The sequence below is a fragment of the Sulfurospirillum sp. 1612 genome, from assembly GCF_036556685.1.
Lineage (GTDB): Bacteria > Campylobacterota > Campylobacteria > Campylobacterales > Sulfurospirillaceae > JAADIZ01.
Genome location: NZ_CP140614.1, coordinates 2,037,179 through 2,056,808 on the forward strand (window position 1 = coordinate 2,037,179; position 19,630 = coordinate 2,056,808).

General features: G+C 38.6%; 25 protein-coding genes. 14 read left to right on the forward strand and 11 right to left on the reverse strand.

Features of this window, described 5'->3' with window-relative positions; translation table 11 throughout:
- Positions 1-26 precede the first annotated feature (26 nt).
- Complete coding sequence (locus tag SFB89_RS10185) at positions 27-245, forward strand: hypothetical protein (protein WP_331774581.1); 219 nt, start codon at positions 27-29, stop codon at positions 243-245.
- Between the two features lie 29 nt (positions 246-274).
- On the opposite strand, the gene SFB89_RS10190 is transcribed toward SFB89_RS10185, so the two are convergent.
- The gene (locus tag SFB89_RS10190; RefSeq protein ID WP_331774582.1) at positions 275-1,222 is read right to left on the reverse strand and encodes a 2-hydroxyacid dehydrogenase; all 948 of its coding nucleotides are present in this window, start codon (positions 1,220-1,222) and stop codon (positions 275-277) included.
- Positions 1,223-1,402: 180 nt separating this feature from the next.
- On the opposite strand from SFB89_RS10190, the gene SFB89_RS10195 reads away from it, so the two are divergent.
- Positions 1,403-2,254, forward strand: a complete 852-nt coding sequence (locus SFB89_RS10195; RefSeq protein WP_331774583.1) for a transglutaminase family protein — start codon at positions 1,403-1,405, stop codon at positions 2,252-2,254.
- 33 nt (positions 2,255-2,287) lie between these two features.
- On the opposite strand, the gene SFB89_RS10200 is transcribed toward SFB89_RS10195, so the two are convergent.
- On the reverse strand, positions 2,288-2,947 hold the full coding sequence (locus SFB89_RS10200) for an NAD(P)H-dependent oxidoreductase (RefSeq protein WP_331774584.1): 660 nt from the start codon (positions 2,945-2,947) through the stop codon (positions 2,288-2,290).
- Positions 2,948-3,045: 98 nt separating this feature from the next.
- Here SFB89_RS10200 and SFB89_RS10205 point away from each other — a divergent pair, with 98 nt between their 5' ends.
- From SFB89_RS10205 to queC, 3 genes are all read left to right on the forward strand, one after another.
- Positions 3,046-3,396: a winged helix-turn-helix transcriptional regulator gene (locus tag SFB89_RS10205; RefSeq protein WP_331774585.1), complete on the forward strand. Its 351-nt coding sequence runs from the start codon at positions 3,046-3,048 to the stop codon at positions 3,394-3,396.
- Between the two features lie 80 nt (positions 3,397-3,476).
- On the forward strand, positions 3,477-4,055 hold the full coding sequence (locus SFB89_RS10210; RefSeq protein WP_331774586.1) for a 7-carboxy-7-deazaguanine synthase QueE: 579 nt from the start codon (positions 3,477-3,479) through the stop codon (positions 4,053-4,055).
- A gap of 25 nt (positions 4,056-4,080) precedes the next feature.
- Entirely contained in the window at positions 4,081-4,746 is a 666-nt protein-coding gene (queC, locus tag SFB89_RS10215) for a 7-cyano-7-deazaguanine synthase QueC (RefSeq protein ID WP_331774587.1), read from the forward strand.
- A 16-nt stretch (positions 4,747-4,762) separates the two neighbouring features.
- Here the strand turns inward: queC and SFB89_RS10220 are convergent, their stop codons facing one another.
- Entirely contained in the window at positions 4,763-5,200 is a 438-nt protein-coding gene (locus SFB89_RS10220; protein ID WP_331774588.1) for a DUF302 domain-containing protein, read from the reverse strand.
- Between the two features lie 111 nt (positions 5,201-5,311).
- Between SFB89_RS10220 and SFB89_RS10225 the strand changes: the two genes are divergently transcribed.
- The 7 genes from SFB89_RS10225 to SFB89_RS10255 all read left to right on the forward strand — a co-directional run bounded on the left by SFB89_RS10225 (position 5,312) and on the right by SFB89_RS10255 (position 9,788).
- A complete protein-coding gene (locus tag SFB89_RS10225; protein ID WP_331774589.1) occupies positions 5,312-5,569 on the forward strand; it encodes a hypothetical protein in 258 nt (85 codons plus the stop codon).
- A 109-nt stretch (positions 5,570-5,678) separates the two neighbouring features.
- Positions 5,679-5,963 carry a hypothetical protein gene (locus tag SFB89_RS10230; RefSeq protein WP_331774590.1) on the forward strand — a complete coding sequence of 95 codons (285 nt, stop codon included), beginning with the start codon at positions 5,679-5,681 and terminating at the stop codon, positions 5,961-5,963.
- A 9-nt stretch (positions 5,964-5,972) separates the two neighbouring features.
- Positions 5,973-6,800 (forward strand): DUF692 domain-containing protein, encoded by an 828-nt coding sequence (locus SFB89_RS10235; RefSeq protein WP_331774591.1) that lies wholly within the window; start codon positions 5,973-5,975, stop codon positions 6,798-6,800.
- A complete protein-coding gene (locus SFB89_RS10240; RefSeq protein ID WP_331774592.1) occupies positions 6,787-7,485 on the forward strand; it encodes a hypothetical protein in 699 nt (232 codons plus the stop codon). The genes SFB89_RS10235 and SFB89_RS10240 overlap by 14 nt, the downstream gene beginning before the upstream one ends.
- Position 7,486: 1 nt before the next feature.
- Positions 7,487-7,924 (forward strand): HvfX family Cu-binding RiPP maturation protein, encoded by a 438-nt coding sequence (locus SFB89_RS10245; RefSeq protein ID WP_331774593.1) that lies wholly within the window; start codon positions 7,487-7,489, stop codon positions 7,922-7,924.
- 54 nt (positions 7,925-7,978) lie between these two features.
- The gene (locus SFB89_RS10250; protein WP_331774594.1) at positions 7,979-8,638 is read left to right on the forward strand and encodes a response regulator transcription factor; all 660 of its coding nucleotides are present in this window, start codon (positions 7,979-7,981) and stop codon (positions 8,636-8,638) included.
- The gene (locus SFB89_RS10255) at positions 8,628-9,788 is read left to right on the forward strand and encodes a sensor histidine kinase (RefSeq protein WP_331774595.1); all 1,161 of its coding nucleotides are present in this window, start codon (positions 8,628-8,630) and stop codon (positions 9,786-9,788) included. The genes SFB89_RS10250 and SFB89_RS10255 overlap by 11 nt, the downstream gene beginning before the upstream one ends.
- Here SFB89_RS10255 and SFB89_RS10260 read toward each other — a convergent pair.
- From SFB89_RS10260 to SFB89_RS10270, 3 genes are read right to left on the reverse strand one after another with little or no spacing between them, the layout of a single operon-like run.
- On the reverse strand, positions 9,769-10,332 hold the full coding sequence (locus tag SFB89_RS10260) for a sulfite oxidase heme-binding subunit YedZ (RefSeq protein WP_331774596.1): 564 nt from the start codon (positions 10,330-10,332) through the stop codon (positions 9,769-9,771). The genes SFB89_RS10255 and SFB89_RS10260 overlap by 20 nt on opposite strands.
- Entirely contained in the window at positions 10,329-11,294 is a 966-nt protein-coding gene (msrP, locus tag SFB89_RS10265) for a protein-methionine-sulfoxide reductase catalytic subunit MsrP (protein ID WP_331774597.1), read from the reverse strand. The genes SFB89_RS10260 and msrP overlap by 4 nt, the downstream gene beginning before the upstream one ends.
- A 52-nt stretch (positions 11,295-11,346) precedes the next feature.
- Complete coding sequence (locus SFB89_RS10270; RefSeq protein ID WP_331774598.1) at positions 11,347-12,852, reverse strand: peptide-binding protein; 1,506 nt, start codon at positions 12,850-12,852, stop codon at positions 11,347-11,349.
- Between the two features lie 722 nt (positions 12,853-13,574).
- On the opposite strand from SFB89_RS10270, the gene SFB89_RS10275 reads away from it, so the two are divergent.
- Positions 13,575-14,213 carry a DUF234 domain-containing protein gene (locus SFB89_RS10275; RefSeq protein ID WP_331774599.1) on the forward strand — a complete coding sequence of 213 codons (639 nt, stop codon included), beginning with the start codon at positions 13,575-13,577 and terminating at the stop codon, positions 14,211-14,213.
- A gap of 166 nt (positions 14,214-14,379) precedes the next feature.
- Here SFB89_RS10275 and SFB89_RS10280 read toward each other — a convergent pair whose 3' ends face one another.
- Positions 14,380-14,943: a PAS domain-containing protein gene (locus SFB89_RS10280; protein ID WP_331774600.1), complete on the reverse strand. Its 564-nt coding sequence runs from the start codon at positions 14,941-14,943 to the stop codon at positions 14,380-14,382.
- A gap of 87 nt (positions 14,944-15,030) precedes the next feature.
- Here SFB89_RS10280 and SFB89_RS10285 point away from each other — a divergent pair, with 87 nt between their 5' ends.
- On the forward strand, positions 15,031-15,465 hold the full coding sequence (locus SFB89_RS10285; protein WP_331774601.1) for a hypothetical protein: 435 nt from the start codon (positions 15,031-15,033) through the stop codon (positions 15,463-15,465).
- Here the strand turns inward: SFB89_RS10285 and SFB89_RS10290 are convergent.
- The 4 genes from SFB89_RS10290 to SFB89_RS10305 form a co-directional block, all read right to left on the reverse strand.
- A complete protein-coding gene (locus SFB89_RS10290) occupies positions 15,451-15,957 on the reverse strand; it encodes a DUF523 domain-containing protein (protein ID WP_331774602.1) in 507 nt (168 codons plus the stop codon). The two genes, SFB89_RS10285 and SFB89_RS10290, sit on opposite strands and share 15 nt — an antisense overlap.
- 45 nt (positions 15,958-16,002) lie before the next feature.
- A complete protein-coding gene (gene rpsI / locus SFB89_RS10295) occupies positions 16,003-16,392 on the reverse strand; it encodes a 30S ribosomal protein S9 (protein ID WP_331774603.1) in 390 nt (129 codons plus the stop codon).
- Complete coding sequence (rplM, locus tag SFB89_RS10300; RefSeq protein ID WP_331774604.1) at positions 16,393-16,824, reverse strand: 50S ribosomal protein L13; 432 nt, start codon at positions 16,822-16,824, stop codon at positions 16,393-16,395.
- Positions 16,825-16,897: 73 nt separating this feature from the next.
- A complete protein-coding gene (locus SFB89_RS10305; RefSeq protein ID WP_331774605.1) occupies positions 16,898-19,630 on the reverse strand; it encodes a RecB-like helicase in 2,733 nt (910 codons plus the stop codon).

Consider the following 19,630-nt stretch of genomic DNA (forward strand, 5'->3'; position numbering starts at 1 on the left):
TCTATATCTACAGGCAAGGAGATACAATGGCTGGTGGTTGGTCGTGTCCTCATGATGTTGAGGGCATTTGTGATATTATCAAAAAGCAGTGTGATCCAGGAGAGGCGGGGTGCGTCTTGTTTGGCAAAGTAAAATTTTCTATGGAAACATCTCCCTCCAATGAGGCTTTTGAGCGAAGGATGGAGCGCAAAATGAAAAAAATGCTTCAAGAAGAACAAGATTCCAACAGTGATACGACCCAGTAGCCGCTTGACTCTCTTTGTTTAAAAGTGTGCTAATAACCCGTTTGCCTCGAAACGCTTTGGGGTATAATATTGGATTCAAAATAGGCTTTGATATTGTTGGCTGCGACTTGTGAGGCCGTTTGCTTGTTGGTTACTCCTGAGATATGTGGTAAAATCGTCACATGGGGATTTGTCCAAAGGGGATGATCCTTTGGCAGTGGTTCTTTTAGAAAAACATCCAAAATGGCGTGTTTGAGTCGGCGTGTCTCGAGGGCTTGAATCAAAGCTTGCTCCTCCACGATGGCACCTCGTGCAAAATTAATCAGTGAAGCACCACTTTTGAGCATGTTAAAAAAATTCCGATTCAGCAATCCACGTGTTTGATCCGTCAAAGGCAAAAGCACTACGATGATGTCGGAGCGCGCTGTTATCTGGGACAAACCCTCCTCCCCGCTTAGAGTTTGGATACCTAAATCTGTGACACGCTTATGGCGCTTCCAACCTATGACATTAAAACCATTCTCTTGCAATCGTTTGGCCGCCTTCAAACCCAAATACCCCATACCTAAAATGCCCACCGTCTGATTGGTTGCGCTTACTAGATCATGACGTATCCACTCTTTCTTAGCTTGTTGTTGTGCATACTTGTGCATATCACGATGGAGATAAAGGGTCCAAGCAAGCACCGCCTCTGCCATCGTCTGTGCGAGTTGGGGATCGATAAGACGCACCAAAGCAATCGTCTCATCTGGCACTATTTTCAATAACCGCTCCACCCCTGCCCATAAACTTTGGATCCATTTTAAATTGGGCAATGTCGCAAAATCCTTCGCATTAGGGCTGGTTACGATGGCGACTTTGACTTGGTATCGTTGTTCTTCTGAGAGATCTTGGATGTCCCTTATCATGATAGAAGGCATGGCAGATTGTAAGGTTGAAAGCCATATAGCCGTATCTTTTTCTCTAGGGCTGTGAACAAATGCAACAATCGGTTTCATGGGAGGCCTTTTTACAATATATTGGGTTATAAGAGTATTATAGTATTAAATTTTTAAAATTTTGTATTGTATGATATTGACTTTTTCACAAGATGACTTAAGCAAAATCGTTATAAAATGAAAGAGCAATCAAATCTGGGCTTTTAATAGGAGCTATGTCCACCAAAATAGGATCATATTATGAAACGCTATAAAATCATCCACCGAACCTATTACAACTATTCTACTCAAGTATCTTTGGGAGAGCACCATCTACTCTTGCGCCCCAAAGAGGATCATGAACTGCGTATCGAATCGTTTCACCTTAAAAGCACCCCAAGTGCCAAAATACTCTGGTACCGCGATGTTGAGGATAACTCTGTGGCCATTGCCAGCTTTAGTGAGCCCACACAACATCTCTTGATTGAGAGTGAAGTGATGATTCAACAATACAATGAATCACCATTGGATTTCATCGTCGCAGATTATGCCATTACCTTCCCGTTTCAATATCTTGATGATGATAGATTTTTATTAGCGCCATATATGTTATTGCCCGATTCTTCAACACAACACCTTTTAGATACGCTACTGGCTACTATTTATACACAGCAAGAGCCCATCCAAACTTATACCCTGCTCCAACGTCTCAGTCACCATATCTACCGCCGTTTTACTTACAAAAGTCGTGAAGAACCCGGAGTACAAAGTGTCGCGCAAACATTGCAATTGGGCTCAGGGTCATGCCGTGATTTTGCGCTGGTTTTTATGGAAGCGGCGCGATGTTTGGGACTGGCCGCTCGTTTTGTCAGTGGCTATTTATATGCTCCCTTGATGTCTGCTCAAGTGGGCTCAACCCATGCTTGGGCTGAAGTATATCTACCCGGAGGAGGATGGAAAGGATTTGATCCGACAATCGGGGATATCGCAGGAGAAGATCACATACGCGTGGCCGTCTCGCGCCTCCCACAAGCAGTCCCACCCATCGCAGGCTCTTTTAGCGGTAACGCCACCTCAACCCTTGATGTAGGGGTCTGGGTCACGTTGTGCTAAGCATCATGAGCCTCTTTTATTGCCGATACCCCTTTAGCGATACCAGGCGGTAATGTCTTTGATATCTTGTCGTGATTTCTCTCGGGGTTCACTCTTCCTATACCCAAATGCCACCATCACCGATGCGCCAAAGGCGTCAGTATCAATGCCTAACTCATTTTTCAAAAATTCCTCTGTCTTCGCCACATCAAATCCCTCTATGGGGCAAGAGTCGATGCCCTTCGTAGCCGCTCCAGTCATCATATTGGCTAAGGCCAAATAGGTTTGCTTTGAAGCCCAATCAAACAAAGTTCGATCACTCTCTAAGAGTTTAAAATCCTCTTTCTGAAACTTTTCATAAAATTGATTGATCATACCGACCACCTCTTCTGGCATTTGTTTAACATCATGCAACATATGTTGTATGTAGCTACTATCGTATTTGACACCAGGTGCTTTTCTTGCCAGAATCACCATGAAATGACTCGCTGTAGGAAGTTGCCCCTGGGCACCCCAGGTGAAAGCTTTCATCTTTTCTCTCAGAGCGCTGTTTTGAATGATGACAAATTTCCAGGGTTCAAAACCAAAGGAACTCGGACTCAATCTACCCATCTCTAAAATATCGTTAAAATCCTTCTCACTAATTTTTCGTGTTGCATCAAATGCCTTGCATGCATGTCGGAACATCATCGCATCTAAAAATTTCTTTTCCATTTTATGGTCCTTGTTTTATAATTTTGAAATTTTAGTAGTATTGTGTCATAATGTCAAGAACTATCTAATTAGTTATATACATACCAAAAGGATACTATGTGTCAAACACCATCATTTATAGAGACAAAGAATACCCGTGTGAATTTGGATTTACTCTAGATCTCATCAGTGGAAAATGGAAAGGTTTAATATTGTGGTACCTCCAAGATGGAACATTGCGTTATGGAGCATTACGGAAAAAACTAGGAAATATCACACAAAAAATGCTCACCCAAACACTCAGAGAACTCGAGAGAGACAAACTCATCAGCAGAAAAGTCTATCCAATCGTACCGCCAAAAGTTGAATACACGCTGACAGAGCGAGGTCTGAAACTCATCCCTATATTTAAACAGCTTATCCAATGGGGACATGAAGTGGGCACGATTGAGGGCGTCATTGTCGATTAATGCTGAGAAGAGTATCACCTAAGACGCTCATGAGCTAAATCTGGTATAATTGCGGATTCAAATAAATTATAAGGGATGCTGTGCTTAAAGTTGTTGAAATATTTTATTCGATTCAAGGAGAGGGCACCTATAGTGGGGTTCCTAGCATCTTCATAAGACTTCACGGATGCAATCTTGCTTGTTCATTTTGTGATGACGCACTTCATAAAGGAGATTATAAATCCTACCGTTATGAGGAAGTTTTGAACGCGATTCAAGACTACCCTGCCAAGAGAGTGATTATCACAGGAGGAGAGCCGAGTATCACCGATCTGAATGCTTTTATCAAATTTTTGCAAGCCAAAGATTATTATGTCTGTGTTGAAACCAATGGCTTTAAACTCGACCATATCAAAGCGGCCGATTGGATTACCTACAGTCCCAAAGATTGGGATGCGCTTTTAACACAAGGATACAATGAGATTAAATTCATCGTCTCACGCGAGGATGATACCCAAAAAATCACAAATTTTAAAAGTGATGGGCCCATTTACATCCAACCGCTGAATTTTTTTGATAAACCCGATATGGAAAATCTGGACTTTTGCATCGAACTAGCCAAAGCCCATCCACAGCTCAAACTCAGCATCCAAATGCACAAATTTTTAGGAGTGAGATAATGACAATCCAAAAGGAGTCCGTAATATGACCAAAGCGTTGATTATTTTTAGTGGCGGACAAGACAGTACAACATGCCTCGGTTGGGCAAAAGAGCGCTTTGATGTGGTAGAGACCATTACCTTTGATTACGGTCAAAAACACAAAGTAGAGATACAACAAGCTGATAAAATCGCACACTTGATGGGGGTAAAAAACACGCTTTTGAGCATCAATGCCTTCACAGAACTCAATGATTCAGCCTTGATCAACTCTGATCTTGATATCTCAAGCCAACACCAACATAAGAAAAATTTGCCGGCTTCTTTTGTGCCAAATCGCAATGCGATTTTCTTCACACTCGCACATGCCTTTGCACAAAAACAAGGGATTGACAATCTTGTCACTGGGATTAATCAAACCGATTATTCGGGCTATCCTGATTGTCGTGAGAACTTTGTCAAAGCACTAGAATTAGCCCTCAACCTCGGCAGTGAAGCCACTATAAAATTTCACTACCCCCTCATGCATCTGAGCAAAGGGGAAACATTTGCATTGGCACAACAAGAGGGAATTTTAGACCTTGTTGTCAATGAATCGCACACCTGTTACAATGGCGATCATGATCACTTCCATGATTGGGGTTATGGTTGTGGTACCTGTCCGGCTTGTATTTTGAGAAAAAAAGGCTGGGAAGAGTTCACGGCAAGATAAATTGCCGTGTTTGCGCTTACATTGCGGCTTTTGAAGTGATTTTATCAAGTGCACCGGAGAGTTTTGGTAAGACAACACAATCTTCTAACTGATACGATTTTTCTAAATTTTTGGGGTCTTTGTACTCAATGATGGTCTGACCCTCACTGTTTTGATACACTAACACTTTCATTGGTAAATCAATCGCAGCCGTGATATCGCGTTGCATGATTCGAGTGCCAAGCTTTGGATTACCAAATATCAAAAGTTTGGCTTTGCTCATCTGTAATCCCACACTTTTGGCACCGGCTTGAAAATCGATAACCGTAAAGAGGGTAATCCCTTTTTGCTTGATAATTTGCTCCATCTTAGCCACCGTCGCATCAACAGAAGCGTGACTCTTTTTTATCACCAAATTTCCAGCGCTCAATCCGATTGCTGTTATAATACTCAAGATGAAAACTTTCCACATCATGATAACTCCTTGTAAAATTTTTGATACTATATCCACTCAAAGTGTAGTCAAAGTGTAGCTTTAAAAAAAGAGAGATTGTTGGTATAATACGCAAAAATAAAAAGGAATTTTATGAAAGATTCACAACTGGTTGAGTTATATTTTGTGGCCAAAAGTCCATCCCGCTACTATATATTTGTACTACTTAGTATGTTTGGAGGTTGGAATATCGCACAAGATATTATGAACATCTTAGAACACAAGATGAATCCCTCTTCTATCGCATTTGAATATATCGCCATCACGATGCTCTCAATGCTTGGATTCTATTTTGTGAGAAAAAATGCACTACGCAAAATCAGAAAACTCGAAAAAGAAAACGTCTCATGATATAAAATGGGACGTTTTGATTTCACTACACATTCGCTAAACACAACATTTACATTATCTACACATTAAATCATTATACTTTCATCACAAATCAACAAAAGGATGAATGATGAAATCTTCAAAAACATTAAAATTAGCCGGAGCGCTTTTAGGCGCAACCATCATGAGTAGTACTGCCGCAATCGCAGCAGGCAGCAATGGCAAATGTGGCACCGGAACCTGTGGGGCTAAAAACAGTAGTGAAAAAGTCCAACAAAAAAGTGCGGGTGATAGCAAATGTGGTACGGGAACCTGTGGGGCTACCAAAAAAGAGATGAAAAAAGAGATGAAAAAAGCAGGCGATAGTAAATGCGGCACCGGAACGTGTGGTAGCACCAAAAAAGCAAAGCAGTAGAAACGCATCATGATAGATATTAAAGGCTGTGGACTCGGACTCAGACGAGATTTTCTTTATGAGGTTCAACGTGATGGATTTTTGCCTGATTTTTGGGAAGTTACTCCTGAAAATTGGATGCACATGCCCCATCACCACAAAGAAAAATTTGAAGAAATTGTCGCGCTCAGACCCACATTAGCCCATGGCCTTTCTCTCTCTATCGGATCTCCTGATCCTGTGGATAAAAAGTTTGTCAAGGCAATCAAAGAGTTCTTAGATTGCTATGGCATCCAATACTACTCAGAGCACCTCAGTTTTAGCGCGCTCTCTTCCAATCAGACCTATGAGTTATTGCCGCTTCCTATGACCCCTAAGATGGTCAATCATGTCAGTGATAAAATCAAAAGAGTCGAGGATATTTTGCAAAGAAATCTGATTTTGGAAAATGCTACGTATTACCATGTATTAGAGGCAAAGATGTCAGAAGCTGAGTTTATTAACCGCGTGATGGAACAATCAAAAGCGCAGTTACTGCTCGATATCAATAATGTCTTTGTGAATTCCAAAAATCATCATTATGATGCCAAGAAATTTCTTGATGACCTTGACCTTACAAAGGTGGCCTACATCCATATGGCAGGACATTATAAGGATGATGACTTAGACCTCATCATTGATTCGCATGGGATGCCTGTAAAAAAGAAGGTTTGGAAGCTTTTAGCTCATACCCTAAATCAAATCAATTGCCCGGTTATGATTGAGCGGGATAATAATATTCCGCCTTATAAAACATTGGAAAAAGAGTATCACAAATTAGAAAAAATTGTCCAAAAGGCGTATCATGATAGAGTTTAAAAAACAAAAATCACTCATCAATATCGCCAATAAAACCCTCCCCTTGCCCAAAAAACAAAAAGGATTGAGGGCGTATCGCGCATTGATTTACAATCGCTTTTATGAAGTACTCTCGCATGCCTTTCCGATTTTTTTTGAGACAATCGATCATGATGCCTTTGAAAAATCGATTTATGAATTTATGAGATATGGGGCCAAAACGCCCTATATCTGGCAAGTTCCTAATGAATATCGCAAATTTATCAAAGCCAAAAATATGTTAAGAGAAGACCCGTTTGTCGATGATCTTTTGTGGTTTGAGTGGATTGAAATCAAACTTTTGATGCAGACACATCAACGACCCAAAAATCGTCTATTTCACTTCAAAAATACATATCGACTCGCTTCAAATGCAAGAGTCAAGCCGTTGCATTTTCGAGTCTTTGAGCATCGTTTTGAACAAAAAGGAGAGTATTTTTTACTTTCTTATTATGACTTTGAAGCCCAAGCGGTACATTATCGCGAGATTGCTCCTGCCTTGTATCTATTTTTAAAAAATCTCAATACGCATGGATTAAAAAAGAGTATAAAAATCTTGGCACATCAAAGCCATGAATCCATCAAAAATGTGAAGCAATTTCTCAAACCTGCCCTTCAAGAGTTGTGCGAACAAGGTATCTTAACCAACAAGAAGAAAAGGAAATAATATGTGTATCAAAGATTGCTATATCAGTATCAAACAGAAAATGAATCACCTCCAAAGTATCTCTTTGCTCGCGGCGCGATTGATTGTCGCTTATGGATTTTGGACACCGGCTTGGAAGAAATTTGGCAATATCGATGCGGTGGCTGCTTGGTTTGCCACATTGGGCATTCCCTTCCCTCTTATCAACGCCTATCTCTCTGCAAGTACCGAACTCTTAGGGGTTATTTTGTTGACACTCGGTTTCATGACACGGTTTATCTCTATCCCGCTGATTGTCATCATGATAGTGGCCATCCTCACCGTGCATTTGCCCAATGGCTTTCATGCTGCGGATAATGGATTTGAGATTCCACTTTATTATATGATTTTTCTCTCGCTATTTCTCTCCTTTGGCGCGGGCAAAATCAGTGTGGATCATTTTGTATTTAAAAAACAATAAATGCTATAATAGCGTCATGAAACGTGGCGCTATGAATCAAACAAAGAAGAAATTATGAAAATCTTACTGCTAGAAGATGATTATATATTGGCGGATATCTTATTCCATCATCTAAAAGACGACGCCCATCAAGTCGTGCATGTCGCCGATGGTGAGCATGCGCTCGATGAGGCCAGTGCCAACAAATTTGATTTGATGATTTTAGACATCAATGTCCCAAAACTCAATGGCATTGAAGTGCTCAAAAGTATCCGCTCTTATAGTAAAACCACACCCATTATCCTCATCACCGCCTATCAAGACACCAAACATCTCAAAAATGGCTTTGAAAATGGCTGTGATGATTACATCAAAAAACCCTTTGATTTAGAAGAGTTAAACCTGCGCATCAACAATATCAAAAAACGTTTTAGTATCGAAAATGACGATACTGTGGTCATCAATGCCCATACCTATATGATTCCTTCACGCAATCTTTTGTATGTCAATGAGCAAGAATTTCAACTGGCCAAAAAAGAGATTGAGATTTTGCTTTACCTCAGCAGCCGCAAAAAACGGGTCGTCTCCTCAGAAGAGTTGATGCAAAATATCTGGGAATTTGAAGATATGCCCAGTGATGCTACCATACGCGTATATATCAAAAATCTTAGAAATATCATCGGTAAAGATTGTATCAAAACCATAAGAGGGAGCGGCTACTACTTTGAATCATGAAGAGAAAAAAGCACTGTATAGTTTCTTGATTATCTATACCCTCTCTGCCTTTGTGCTGATTGCTATCATCGCGATTTTATACTACAATAGGGGTATTGTCTCCATTCAAGACCGTTGTAGTATGCAGATGCGAAATGCCGCATTATGGATGGAAAAAGAGCTCATGCATGCCGATATGGACCATCTCACGTATCACTTCAAAGCACGAAAAGATGGTTTGAGAATTGGACTATTTGATGCTCATAACAAAAAACTCTACTCCAACCTCAAAGATAATGACATCTACTTTTCAAAAAAAGCCTATCGCAATTATCAGCATGATTACCACATACAAAAGCTCAATCCCCCGATCTTGGGAGTTGCTTATATTGTGGTTGAGAATGATGGCATTGCCAAAGATCGTCTCAAGCTCATCACCCTCATCATCGCCACCATGCTCGTCTCGATGGTTTTTGTCTCTTTCATTGGATATTGCCTTAGCAAAATACTCTTACGTCCGGCGCAAAGTCGCATCCAAAAACTCAACCGTTTCATCAAAGACAGCTCCCATGAGCTCAACACCCCCATCTCTGCTCTTTTGATGAGTGCCTCATCACTCAAGCATGCCAAAGAGATGAATCCCCGCGTCATCAATCACATCTCGGTTAGCGCCAAGCTCATCTCTCAGATTTATAACACCCTCTCCTTCATCGCCTTTAATGATGTCGATGAGCGTTTTGATGAGGCTTTTGATCTCAAAGAATTGGTTCAAGAGAGTGTGCGATTTTTTAATGAAATCGCCGCGAGCAAAGGCAATCATATCACCGTCTCTTTGGAGAAGACTGATGTCTTTTTGGATAAGACAAGAATCCAAAAAATCATCAATAACCTCCTCTCTAATGCCATCAAATACAGTTATGCTAAAAGTGAAATCGAAGTCCTACTCAAAGATTATACTCTGTGTATCATCAACCAGGGAGAAGGCATCAAAAAAGAGGATCAAAAATCCATCTTCAAACGATTTGAACGTCGTAACAGTAATGAAGAAGGGGGTTTTGGAATTGGCTTAGATATCGTTCAGCGCATCTGCAAAGAGTATGATATACAAATCAAAGTTGAGTCACAACTCAAAGAGAAAACGACCTTTTTCCTCACCTTTCCACGCCCTTGATTCTTTTTTGTAAAAGTCGCTTAAAAGGAATCCGAAATCCTAATAATAAGAGAGCCATGAACATATAAGCATACTCATTAAAACTCAATACTTTCTGCGCCATAGCAGCATGAATGACCACTAAAATCAGCACCATATAAACAAATCGGTGCCAGCGATGAAACCGAGCAAAAAGCTTTTTTGAAGAGGTGATACTCATTAATAATAAAACCGCAAAAGCAATCATCCCAAGATAAACAAAGGGTTTCTCATAGGTCTCTTTTACCACCAAAGCCAAATCAAACTGCGCATCTAAAATCACAAAATTTAAAAAATGCAACATCACATAAAAAAAGGTAAACAATCCCAACATCCTACGATATCGCATCACATTCACCCACCGACGCAATAGCGAAGGCAAGAGCGTGAGATTGAGCATACAAATTGATGTCACCCCGGTGATGGTATAGATGTATTTGATGGGATCAATAGCATGAGGGAGCTTGATGAGTAAAAATCCCAAAGGAGCCAATAAAATAAGCGCTAAAAATCCTTTTTTTTTCATATAAATTTTCGCAAATCCATATCTTTGTAAAGGGGTGCCACTTCCTTTTCATAACCATTGAACATCAGAGTCTTTTGTTTCCAAAAACTCCCCAATTTGCGCTCACTTGCCTGAGACCATCTTGGGTGATCTACTTTGGGATTGACATTGGCATAAAAGCCATACTCTTTAGCATTAATCTGGCGCCACGTGTTGAGTGGCTCGTTTTCAACCAATTCAATACTCACAATCGATTTGATACTTTTAAAGCCATATTTCCAAGGCACCACCAAACGAATCGGCGCCCCATTTTGATTGGGTAAAACTTTGCCATACATGCCCACGCCTAAAAGGGTAAGATCATGCATCGCTTCATCCATGCGTAGTCCTTCTACATAAGGATAGGGAATATTGCTACCAAAGAGTGAACTGGCTTGGTCTGGGAATTGTTTGGGATCAAAAAGGGTTGTAAATTTAACGTATTTTGCTTTGGAGGTAGGTGCCACTTTTTTGAGAACATAAGACAAGGGAACACCAATCCATGGCAATACCATCGACCAGCCCTCCACACAGCGAAATCGGTACACGCGCTCCTCTAGGGGATATGATGAGAGGATCTCCTCCATACTGATGGTCATCGGATGCTCCACTTCACCCGATACGCTAATACTCCAAGGGCTTGGCTTTAGGGTATGCGCCATCTTCGAGGGTTTGGCTTTATCGAGTGAAAATTCATAAAAATTATTATAGGTGCTGGCTTGATGAAAGGTATTGGTTTCTAAATTTTTGCCATAGTCTGTTTTTTTAAATGCTAAAATACTTCTTTTTTCTGTCTCAATGGCAGCGAGTTTTTCTGCGATTACGGAGAGTGAAACCGTACTGGCAATACCAAGTTTTAGAAAATGCCTGCGCGCGTCAAATAAAACCTCAGGGGTAATCTCTTTATCGCTAATATGCCAGCTTGGTTTTTTCAATAGATTCATATCATACTCCTCATGTTACTAATCTTAACATATTATAGTGAGTATTTGTGTACTATTTGTTGGGCTCTATTTTCCAATCGATGATATTGTGCATCACCCCGATGATAGAGGGAGAGATGGGTGAAATTTTCTTGCTAACCACCGTGATAGAATTGGGAATCACTAAAAAAAGATAGGGATTGTCATCGACGATTAATTGAAATATTTTTTGATAAATAGCATCAAATTTCTCAGATTCAACCGTACGCTCCGCCTTTTTGATGAGACGGTCTACTTTTTTATTGTGATAGCCGACAAAATTAAAGCCTCCCTTTTTATCCGATTCACTATGCCAAATACTATAAGCATCCGGTTTGAGCCCCACAGACCAACCCAAAAGTACCGCTTCAAAATGTCGTGGCAATACAACCGTATTTAAAAAAGCTTGCCACTCCATCACACGCAGTGTCACGATGACACCGGATTGTTTTAATTGGTGTTGTAATATTTGTGCGATGTAAGAGCGTGTTGAGCCTGTGCTCGTTGTGATTTCAAAACGCAAAGGATGCGCTTTATCATATCCGGCTTCTTTTAAGAGTGCTGTTGCCTTTTTGATGTCTTGCTTGGGCGCTTTGATATGAGGATTAAAAGCTCCCGTCCCTGGCAAAAAGGGGCCACTACACACCTTGCCGTGTCCAAAATATAAGATATTCACCAACTCTTGACGATTAATCGCCAAAGAGAGAGCCTTTCGCACTCTTGGGTCTTTAAATTTCTTATTTTTGAGATTAAATCCTAAGTATTCATAAGCGTGAGCTGGTGATTCGTAGATATTGTATTGTTTTTTAAAATTCTCATCAATCTGTCTTGTCAGTTGCAAAGCAGAAAGCGAGCCCATATCCAAAAGTCCTGATTTTAACATCAAAAAACTAGCAGAACTATCGGGCAAATAGTGAAAGATAATCTTATCAATATAGGGTTTATGTATAAAATAATGAGGATTGGCATCGAGTTCAATATCGCTGGAAGTGGTAAACTTTTTGAGGGTATACGCTCCCGTACCAATAGGTGCTTGATTAAATTTACTCGTCATGATATCTTTATCATTTTTCAAAATATGCTCAGGCAAAATCTCCATCATCCAAGTCTCAAGCGCCTTAAAATAGGGATATTTATAGGTCACTTTCACCGTATAATCATCGAGGGCCTCCACACTTTTGATGTGTTTGAAACTGGAAGCATACGGGGTGAAAATCTTCGGAGAGATGATAGTCTTGTAAGTAAAGAGCACATCTTTAGCACTAAAAGGTGCCCCATCACTCCAACTCACATCATGACGCAGGTAAAAAATCAAAGTGGTTGGATTTTTAAATTCATAACTTGTGGCTAGAGATGGGACGATTTTGGCATGTTTGTCATATTTGATTAAAGAATTAAACAAAAATCCCGCCACTTCACTACTGGCACTATCGGTTGAGAGAATGGGATTGATGCGACTTGGATTGGCACTTATGGCCAAATTTAGGGTTGAGGCAAAAATATTGACAAGGAATAAAAATAGTAATATTAAGAATTTCATTTGAGGATTATACCATAAGAAGGAAAGAGAAAAAAGAGGTGAATGTGCGTCCGAGGTGGGCAACTCGGACGCGTATTCTAAAAATATATTCGTTCTATAAAAAGGAGGGTTGCGTCTTGGTAAAAGAATTATAAGCTTATAGATTAAATACTGTGTTAATTTAATATAAACAAATAGTAAATAAGATGATTTTTCTCTTATTTTGTGAATTTTTTACTCATTTGTCATAAAATTTCTGAATCTTGTCGGTCAAAGTGTGATAATAAAAAAAGGGAGGGTGAATTTGCGTCCGAGGTGGGCAACTCGGACGCGCATTCTAAAAATATATTCGTTCTATAAAAAGGAGGGTTGCGTCTTGGTAGGAGAATTATAAGCTTATAGATTAAATGTGACATTAACCTATTATAAATAAATAGTAAATAAGATGATTTTTCTCTTATTTACTAGATTTTTCTTTCCTATGCTATAATCTCACAGAAATATTCAAAGGATTTATTATCATCATACATCATACACAATCATTTATAGAACAGTTTGAGATTTTTTGTTCTCGTAACCATCCTAAAAATATCGAAGAGGCGATAGCCTACTTTACTATTTTTGGTGGACTTGATATCAAAATCGATTGCAATCAGCCTCTTGAAGCATTGATTGAAAAACATATTTTAAATCGATACAAATATCTAAGAAACGATATTGCCCTCTTAACCACAGGCGATGAATTGTTTCATTTGATTCTTACAGGTGCCGCGTTGGGAGATCGCAGGACCAACTCTTCATTTAAACGCGCCAAAGTATCTTTTGATAAGGGGATGGATTGTCTCGATGAATTATGTGATTTAGACGTCATAAAACTCGAATCGACTTCAGCATCTTGCGATATGTCTGATAAAATCTTATTTATGGCACCTTTTTTGAGATTCTGGTTTGCGTTTATCTCTCCTATTTTCAAAGGAATCAAAAACGGTGATTATACGGAATTTTTTGAAAAGTTTAAAAATTTAAAATCTGAATTTTCCTACTTGACCTTTGAGCAACTCTCTCATGAATATATCAAACGCTCCTTTCAAGAAGATAAAATCTACAATATCAACCGATATTGGGATGATGATCGCGACATCAATATCGTCGCAAAAACAAAATCAGGACAAATCATCGCAGGTCTTTGTAAATACACGCAAACAAAAGTCAAAAAAAGTGACCTCACAAAACTAAAAGTTGATTGTGATGCCGCACACATCAAACCTGATATCCTTGTCATGTTTTCAAAAAACGGTTTTACGAGTGAATTAAAGTCAATGAAAAGTAATAATTTGAGACTTTTTAGTGTGAGAAATTTAAAAATTTTATTGGAAAAATAAAAAGAAGGTGAATGTGCGTCCGAGGTGGGCAACTCGGACGTGCATTCTAAAAATATATTCGTTCTATAAAAAGGAGGGTTGCGTCTTGGTAGGAGAATTATAAGCTTATAGATTAAATGTGACATTAACCTATTATAAATAAATAGTAAATTAGATGATTTTTCTCTTATTTAAAGAGTTTTCTCATCGCGGCAAAGAACATTTTAAAAAGCCCTTTGTTTTGTACTATATTATCAATATACTCATCATAAGTCGTGTTATTTTCTTTTAAAAACTCAACCAAAAATTTCTCGCTAGCCTCCATACCGCCGATTTTTTCAAGTGCTATTAACTTCTTGTAAATGGGTATGATTTTTTCTATTGCATCTCTCGGAGCCGCTTTTCTAAAGGCGGTATAACTGATAATCTTACGCGTTCTTTTATCTTTTTTCGTTTCAAACTCTGTCACCACCCAATAATATTTTCCATTTTTAGCTAAATTTTTAACCAGGGCAGTGATATTTTCAGATTTTTTGATGCGATCCCACATCATCTTAAAAACAATACGTGGCATATCTGGATGTCTCAAGATATTATGAGGGGTACCAATCAACTCTTCGCGCCCATAGCCACTAATCTCCACAAAGTAGTCATTGGCATACTCAATAATCCCCTTAGGATCCGTTTTGCTTACAATATATTTTGAGGGATCTAAGACAATTTCTTCATCAATCGCATCAGGTCGTTTCATAAAATTTTCTCCTTTTCTATAAATAATATAAATTATGATACAATTTATATCCAATATTTACTTATATTTTTATTTTAAGGTATCCCCGTGACGAAACAAGAATGTATTAATTTTTTAGAAAGAACGCAACGCAGTTACAACACACACATGTCTACCATGAAATATAACGAGGCAAAAAATTTTTCTGGATATACTCCGGTTATTCTCAATAAGGAAAAATCCTTGGTCGGAAAATGGATTTATGAAAATATTGAAGCCACGAAAAATATCACTGGTACGATTTTTTATGATGAGTTAGAATCACTTCACTCTCAATGGTGTGAAGAGTATAACAAAATTTCTAATGTTTATTTAAAAAATGCCAAAAAAAGTTTTTTGTTTGGGAAAAAGATTGATTCGATGAGCAAAGACAAAGTCAAGGCTTATTTAGATGATCTCATCCACACGACCGAACAAATCACCATCATGTTCAATAAAATATTGACACGCGTCCATGCGTTGCCTGAATCAAAGTTTGTCTAAAGTCTCCCAAAACGCTTCAGCCGCATCCAGTTGTTTTTCATTAAAGACTCGGATGCCTTTTTCTTTGATTTTACGCGCACCGATGCCATCTCCGGGTACCAGCGTTTTTGTAAAATTACCATCATAAATATATCCAGAGCCACATGAGGGGCTTTTGCTCTTGAGTATGGCCATACACACGGCGTGTTCTTGTGCGATATTGCACGCTAGCGTTGCGCCCAATTCAAAGGCATCACTCTTATCAATACCCTCTTTGTTGATAGCCCGATGCTCTTTAATCTCCACAGGGACTCTGGGAGTCGGTAAACCACCCAATGTTTCAGGACACACGGGAACGAGAAGATTGAGTTTTAACATTTTTTGAATAAAAGCATGCTCGCGTATATCATTATTGGTACCATCGTATTTGACATTTTCACCCAATAAACAAGCACTGATGAGGATTTTTTGCATGGAGGTTAAAAAAGAAGAGAGGACAATCCCCTCTTCCAATATTCTATTACTAAGATTTTCAAAGAGACAAGGTGTCTCAAAAAATTATCTTTTAGAGAATTGTGGACTTCTTCTCGCTTTTCTTCTACCAAATTTCTTTCTCTCAACGATTCTTGAATCGCGAGTCAATAATCCATAAGGTTTCAAAATTGCTCTGTTGTCCGCGTCCATAGAAGCCAATGCTTTAGAGATACCGTGTCGCAATGCATCTGCTTGGGCAGAATATCCACCACCAAATGCAGTCGCTTTAATATCTACTCTATCGATTTGTTTTGTTAGCTCTAAAGGTTGTCTTACTCTTTTTTTGATGGTTTCTAAGCCGCCGAGCCATGCTTCGAAATCAATACCATTAACAATAATGTTACCGCTGCCAGGAGCTACCCAAACTTTGGCAATTGCTGTTTTTCTTTTGCCTGTTGCATATACTTTTGCCATCTATTTTCCCTCTCCCTGACTAATTTGAGCGGTGTGAGGATGCTCACTACCAGCATAAACTTTTAGTTTTTTGATCATATCTTTTGCAAGATTTGATTTAGGCAACATCCCTCTAACTGCTAATTTATACAATTTTGCAGGATTATTTTTTAGCAAGTCATTAAGCTTGTCACTTCTTACTCCACCAAAATACCCAGTGTGTCTGTGATACTGTTTGGTATCCAATTTATTTCCACTAAACTCAACTTTCTCTGCATTGATAATGACGACATAGTCACCACAATCAACATTTGGAGTAAAATAAGGTTTATGTTTGCCTCTTAAAAGTGTTGCTACTTCAGTTAAAATTCTACCGAATTTTTTACCTTCTGCATCTACGATTATCCAATCGCGTTTTACTTCGTTTGGCTTAATAGCAATTGTTGCTTTCATCTTTTTACCTTTGCCAAAATTATTTTGAACTGTGATTGTAGTCAATTAAAACTTTGATATAGCTTAATTTCAGCTATTTTTCAGCTATTTCCACTAATTCACACCCCGTTTCTCTCAAGTAGCACAAATAAGCCCGACATTTTTTATTATATATGCTCTGCAGTGCTTTTTGATAGTGCTTTACTTGGTTCCTATGCGCCTCTTGAACGATGCGTGAGGTTTTGTAATCAATGACGATAATTTCACCATCTTTTTCAACTAAAAGATCCAATTGCTTGCGCTCTCCTTGATAGTAGAGTGGTTGCTCTTTATAACAGGTCCCTTCGTGTACCAAAGTCCTAAAGGTTTCATCTTGCAATAGCATCTGCACACGATTATAAATATCTTGCAACATGTTTTCTTTTAAGATAAATCCATAGCGATTTTTCAACGATGCAAAAGCCTCAGGCAAAGCGCGCTCATCAAATCCACCAAGAATCTCCAACATATAATGAAGCCCTAAGCCAAAATCAATAGCATGAATATCGCCACGGTACACTTCTGATTTTTCGGTTTTTTCTTGTTTTTGAGAGCCATATCGCGAAGGAGAGATGGGTTTGGTCTCTTTTTTGCTAGGGGATGTCTCTTTTGGCACGGACGCGAAAATGTCACCAACTTCCTGTTGGAGTAAATCCAAATTTTCAAATGCTGAATCTTTTTTCTTAGCACATACGATGAGATTGTTTTTGGCACGTGTGAGTGCGACATATTGGGCATTGATGAGATCTTCTGTGGCTGCATTTTTTTCTTGCTCTTTGGCTCGTGCATAATCTAAATCCACATTTTCTCGCCCTTTGATTCGCAAATAGAGATTTTTTAATTGGATGCCTTCATAATCAAATAATAAAGTATGAGACGAACTTTTAGGTTTTTTGATGCGGTCAGCAATCACAACACTATGAAACTCTAAGCCTTTTGATTTGTGTATCGTCAAGACCCGAATACCCTGTGTACTTTTCGACAGTGACGCTTGTGAAATCGTATCATGATTAAATATAAAATCTTCAATATCACGGAATTTTTTACTAATTTCAATAAAATAGAGTAAATCTTCTTCTTTTGAAAAAATTTCAAACGCTTCAATAATATCGCAAATCAGCTCAAAAACATCGCCATCAAGATTAAAATAGGCCATTTTAGAGCTATCGACCTTTTTTGCACACGCAGCTTCAAAGTTTCTAAGATATATAGGCTCACGAAAATACAAATAAAAAATAAAATCAATAATGCCGCTGATGATAGGGACATCGATTAATTTTTGTTTGGCTTCCATTGTCACTTTGGTACCGGGGATTTGTTGCTGTATTAACTCTTTTAAGATTAATGCCTCTTTATTGGTAAAACATAAAATAGCAATATCATCTTGCGAAATATCATGATCCATCAAAAATTGTAAATTTGCAATCACTTGCGCTTCAATATCATCACCCAAATCCACTTTGACATATCCCACGGGATTTGCCGGATTGATTTTTTGTGCCTTGTAATCTTTAATTTTCTCGGCAAAGGTAGCATTAACAAAATGAACCACCTGATGCGCACTGCGATAATTGGTCTCTAAGATATCTCGACTCAAATGCAACTGTTCTGCCGCATACAAAAACAGCTCCTTAGAGCCTCCTCTAAAGCGATAGATTGATTGTTTAATATCCCCTACGATAAAGAGCGAACGATCCTCATAAGCGCCCTTTCCTGCTGCGACTTCTTGCATAAAAGGTTCTAATATTTTATATTGCACGATACTCGTATCTTGAAATTCGTCAATCAACAAATGCGTAAAATTACCATCCATCCTAAAGTATAGAAAATCTTTAGAAATCTCTTGATGCAACAATTGATACAGCCGATACGTTAAATCTAAAAAGCTTAATTTTCCACTTTTTTTGGCTTCTTCATAAATGGCCTTTTTAAATGCGCTATAGTATTTTGAAATCTCTTTGATGACATAATGCTCTTTCTGTTGTACGTATTGTGCTAATTCATGTTTTAGCTCATGATGCAAAGCATTGATAGTGGCATCTGCATATTTTTTATAATGCCAATATTCAAAATCAGCTTTACCAACAAATCCCTTACTTAAGAGCTCATCAACACTAGAGACCTGAAGGCTTTGCAATGTTTTCTCTCCTAAGCCATTGCGCGCAAAAGCTTCTTGTATCTGCTCTAATAGCGACAATATCTTTTCACTTCGTAGGGCTTGTAATTGAATCCCTTTAGCATAGCGCTCTAAGTCCAATTCAGACTCTCGCTCATAGACGACTTGAAATAGTTTAAAAATATCAGTCAAGCTTTTATTTTCTTTTTGGGCAAAAACGACCAAAGAGTGATACAGGCTTGATTTTTTACAGATTTGTAGAAAACGTTCCATCAATACATCACTCGCAAACTCTTCTTCTATCGAAAAATCTGGCATCAATCCAATATTAAATGAAAATTTTCTCAATATGGAAGCAAAAAAAGAGTCTATCGTCGAGATTTTGAGATCGCTGTTTAAAAAAAGTTTCAAAATTTTCGGTTGCATTTCTAAAATTTTCTCTTTTGTCAATCCCGTCAATTTGACAATTTCATGAAGTTCGCTGGAGTGTTCTAGTGTTTTGAGACACTCAAAAATCTTAACTTTCATCTCTAGGGTGGCTTTATTTGTAAAGGTTAATGTTAAGATTTTATTGGGGTTGATTCCTAAGTACATCAATGAAATATAGCGCACACTCAAGGCAAAAGTTTTCCCACTTCCGGCACTGGCTTCTAGTGCTAAACTTTTTAACAT